The sequence below is a fragment of the Sinomonas sp. genome, assembly GCF_051955515.1.
Classification (GTDB): Bacteria; Actinomycetota; Actinomycetes; order Actinomycetales; family Micrococcaceae; genus Sinomonas.
In genome coordinates, this window is sequence record NZ_JBQCGQ010000027.1 from 1 (window position 1) to 3,571 (window position 3,571).

5 protein-coding genes and 1 pseudogene are annotated in these 3,571 nt (G+C 67.3%); 3 read left to right on the top strand and 3 right to left on the bottom strand.

All coding sequences use genetic code 11. From position 1 onward, the window contains the following. From ACTHL9_RS01325 to ACTHL9_RS01335, 3 genes are all read left to right on the top strand, one after another. Positions 1 to 582: aminomethyltransferase family protein (locus ACTHL9_RS01325; RefSeq protein WP_440516824.1), on the top strand; the 582-nt coding region annotated here is incomplete at its 5' end. A 138-nt stretch (positions 583 to 720) separates the two neighbouring features. Then, complete coding sequence (locus ACTHL9_RS01330; protein ID WP_440516825.1) at positions 721 to 1,071, top strand: hypothetical protein; 351 nt, start codon at positions 721 to 723, stop codon at positions 1,069 to 1,071. A 1-nt stretch (position 1,072) separates the two neighbouring features. Beyond that, entirely contained in the window at positions 1,073 to 1,558 is a 486-nt protein-coding gene (locus tag ACTHL9_RS01335; RefSeq protein ID WP_440516826.1) for a universal stress protein, read from the top strand. A 4-nt stretch (positions 1,559 to 1,562) separates the two neighbouring features. Here the strand turns inward: ACTHL9_RS01335 and ACTHL9_RS01340 are convergent, their stop codons facing one another. The 3 genes and pseudogenes from ACTHL9_RS01340 to ACTHL9_RS01350 form a co-directional block, all read right to left on the bottom strand. Beyond that, positions 1,563 to 1,811 carry a hypothetical protein gene (locus ACTHL9_RS01340; protein ID WP_440516827.1) on the bottom strand — a complete coding sequence of 83 codons (249 nt, stop codon included), beginning with the start codon at positions 1,809 to 1,811 and terminating at the stop codon, positions 1,563 to 1,565. After that, positions 1,808 to 3,250, bottom strand: coding sequence for an APC family permease (locus tag ACTHL9_RS01345; RefSeq protein ID WP_440516828.1), 1,443 nt, complete (start codon positions 3,248 to 3,250; stop codon positions 1,808 to 1,810). Before ACTHL9_RS01345 ends, ACTHL9_RS01340 begins: the two co-directional genes overlap by 4 nt. Positions 3,251 to 3,381: 131 nt before the next feature. Then, positions 3,382 to 3,571, bottom strand: a pseudogene (locus tag ACTHL9_RS01350) (hypothetical protein); the annotation flags it as partial.

Below are 3,571 nucleotides of genomic sequence, written 5' to 3' on the forward strand. Positions count from 1 at the left end.
CTGCCGCTGCTCGTCTCGCGCACCGGGTACACCGGTGAGCTCGGCTACGAACTGTGGTGCCATCCCCGGGACGCGCTCGCGCTGTGGGATGCGGTATGGGAGGCGGGCTCTGCACACGGGCTGACCCCGTTGGGCCTGGATGCGCTGGACATGCTCCGGATCGAGTCGGGCTTGATCTTCGCCGGGTATGAGTTCTGCGACCAGGTCGATCCCTACGAGGCGGGAATCGGATTTGCCGTCGCCCTGAAGACGAAGGAGGACGACTTCGTTGGCCGCGCGGCGCTGGAGCGGCGTAAGGCCGCCCCGCAGCGCACCCTGGTCGGGCTGGAACTCGAGGGCAATGAGGCCGCCGCGCACGGCGACTGTGTCCATGCCGGGCGGTCCCAGGTCGGCGTCATCACCAGTGGGACCCGGTCACCCATTCTTCGCAAGAACATTGCGCTGTGCCGGATGGCGATGGAGTACTCAGCCATCGGCACGGCCGTCGAGGTCGGGAAGCTAGATGGGCACCGCAAGCGGATCCCCGCCCAGGTTGTCCCGTTCCCGTTCTACGACCCGAAAAAGACCCGCCCAAGGTCCTAACCCGTTCAGTCAACCGGATCAGTCGGAGGAAGTGCCGGGCTGGGCCCCCTTTTCTCATGGCCGCCGGCCGCCAGCGCCAGCACCGTGAATCTCTCTTCGCATTGCAGCACGACTTCAACGATCATTACTATTACCGTAATGAAAGGCGCACGCATCACGGTGAAGTGTGACTGTGGCGAAGCCAACCACCTCGCCTACGGGGAGACGTGGCGCTGCAAGTGTGGCCGCCGGTGGAATACCGGTCAGATCCCGGCCGACGAGTACTGGGGGATCATGCGAGAGATGCGCCGGTTCCGGCTCGGCGCGATCGGGGCGGCCCTCGTCCTCAGCGTAACGTTCGGGCTGCTCGCGTTTCTTGTGGCGCAGCGGCTTCTGCTGCTGTTCCCGGTCATCATGGCCGGGTGGTACCTGTACTACATGCCGCGGTGGCGCCGCCGGGTGAGGCAGCGGGTGCGCAACCTCCCGAGCTGGCAGCTGCATCCCGAGTGACATGACCACGCAACTCGGGCGCCTCCGGTCTCCCGATACCAGGTCGCGCGGTGACAGCGGGCCGGTTCTCCTTGCCACCTTCTTCAGCGTCCCCTTCGACCAGGGCGCCGCCGAGCTCGCCGTCACCTCCGCCCTCGAAGAGGGCCAGCCGCTCATCGTCGCAAACGTCGTCGAGCTGCCGCCGCTGCCCATGTCGGTGCGGTTCGGCTACGACCACCTCGACGACCCGCCCGAGATCGAGTCTGCGCTTCGTGCGCCGGCCGAACTCGCGCATTCGCTCGGCGTGCACGTGGAGCGGTTGCTCGTGCGAAGCCCGCGCCCCGTCGTCGCGCTCCTGCAGCTCACGGCGGAGCGGCGTCCCGGGCTGCTCGTGCTGGGATCGGACCCCGCGCGGCTTAGCCGACGCTTCCTCCGGCGCGCCTGGCGGGCCGTGCGCGATCAGGCTTCCTGCCTCGTCTGGCGTGCGGGCGAGGACTACGGCGAGTAACGCGCTACCAGCGGAACCAGCGCTGCGGGCGGTTCCTGTCCACAACGAACCCGGCGACCCAGACGACGGTGAGCAGGAGGCCGAGGATGTAGGCCCAGGCCAGGTTCTTCCACACCGCCAGCGTGAGCACCAGGCCGGTAACGAGCAGGTAGGCGATCATGGGGGAGAGGTTGGCCCACTGGACGTCCGGGCCAAGCGGGTCCGCCTCCGGCGCCTCGGTCCCGCCGCCCACTGGCAGCGCCTCGTCGGTCATGACTCTTCCCCTCCGGCCAGTGGAGCCGCCCCGACGGGCACACGCTCCGGGGCCCCGCGGCGGTCGCTCCAGGCCCGGTAGTAGTAGATCACGATCCCGGCGAGCACGATCAGCCATCCCAGCCCGACGTAGCTCCAGCCCCAGGACGGCGCGCCGACGAACAACAGCACGAGGTTGACCGCAGCGAGCACCACCCCGAGGCGGATCATCGTTGTCGGCGCCCGGTACGGCCGCTGGGCCGAGGGGGCATCCTTCCGCAGCAGGTAGCCGGCGACGAGGTTGAGGACGTTGAAGATCATGTAGCCGACCGTCGAGGCGGCAAGAATGTAGATCGGGTTGCCGAGCATCATCAGGAAAAGGTTGAAGATGACGTCGAACCCCATGGCCTTGAGCGGGACGCCGCGGCGGCTGGTGTACTGCATGAACCGGAACGTCCACGAGTCTTTCGAGGCCTGGTAGAGCGTGCGGGACGAGCCCAGGATCGCGGTGTTGACCGAGAGCAGCAGCGCCACGAGCAGCAGCGCGATCAGCAGGGCGCCCGCCGTCCCGAAGACGGCGTTGGCGAGCGGCACGAGCGCGGTGCTGGGATCCTGCTCGATCGCCTTGCCCCCAACGACGGCGTAGAGAATGAACGGCCCGAGACCGTAAAAGAACAGGCAGAGCCCGCCCGAGGCGAAGATCGCCCGCGGCGTGTCGCGCTGCGGATTCTTGAACTCTGCGGTGTAGACCACGGCCGTCTCGAAGGCGTAGGCGCTCCACGCGGCCACGAACAGGCCCGCGCAGATGAGCGCGAACACGTGCCAGCCGTGCGCGTTGGGCACGGTGAACGGCGTCAGGTTCGACAGGTTCACCTTTCCCTGGAAGACGGGGACGATGATCATCAGGCCAAGCGGAACGAGCGACACGACCGCGAGCACGCGCTGCATCCACGCGCTCTCCTTGATGCCGAAGTGATTGAGCCAGAACAGGCCGACGAGGATCGCTGCGCCGACCACGAACGCGAAGTTGAAGTGGAAGCCGAAGCTGGCGGTAATCGTCCAGTCCGCGGACCAGGTCTGGCCGGGAAACCACTCCGCCTCGATGTAGCTGCCCATGAGCAGCCCGCCGATCGCCAGCACCGGGGACCAGGCGAACCAGTAGCCCCAGATGCTGAGCGGGGCGATCGGCCGGAAATAGCGCTTCCATGCTTGGGCGCCGAAGACCGGCGGGCCGCCGGACTTCTCGGGGAACATGCCGGCCATCTCGGCGTAGACGAACGCCATCGCGAGGCCGATCAGGACCGAGGCGAACCAGATGAGGACGGATACCGGGCCGTCGAGGACGGCGATATAGCCGACGGAGAAGACGAGCAGGGCGGGTACCCCGGAGGCGATCCAGAACGCGTCCGTCCAGCGGATCGTCCGGACGAGCTCGCTGTGCTTGGTCTCGACGTCAACCATCGCAGTCACCGCTGTTCCATGGGAGCGTTCTGAATAGGTGTGGCTCCACGCTTGTTCCAGCCGCCATGCCGCTCTCCTTCTCGCGGTGCTCGACCGATCGAGGATTACGCTCTCCCGCTCACGGCCACCACTCAGCTGCTGGCGCCTCCGGTCACCGGGACCGCAGCCTCGGACGGCGGCACGTCCGGCGTCCTATCGCGCCATTGCAGGGGCTCCTTGTCCTGCAGCTTGCGGACGACGTACGCGACGATCGAGATGGCGAGGACCCCGACGCCGATCAGCGTCGTCTTCAAGCTGCCGTAGCCCGTGAGCCCCGGATAC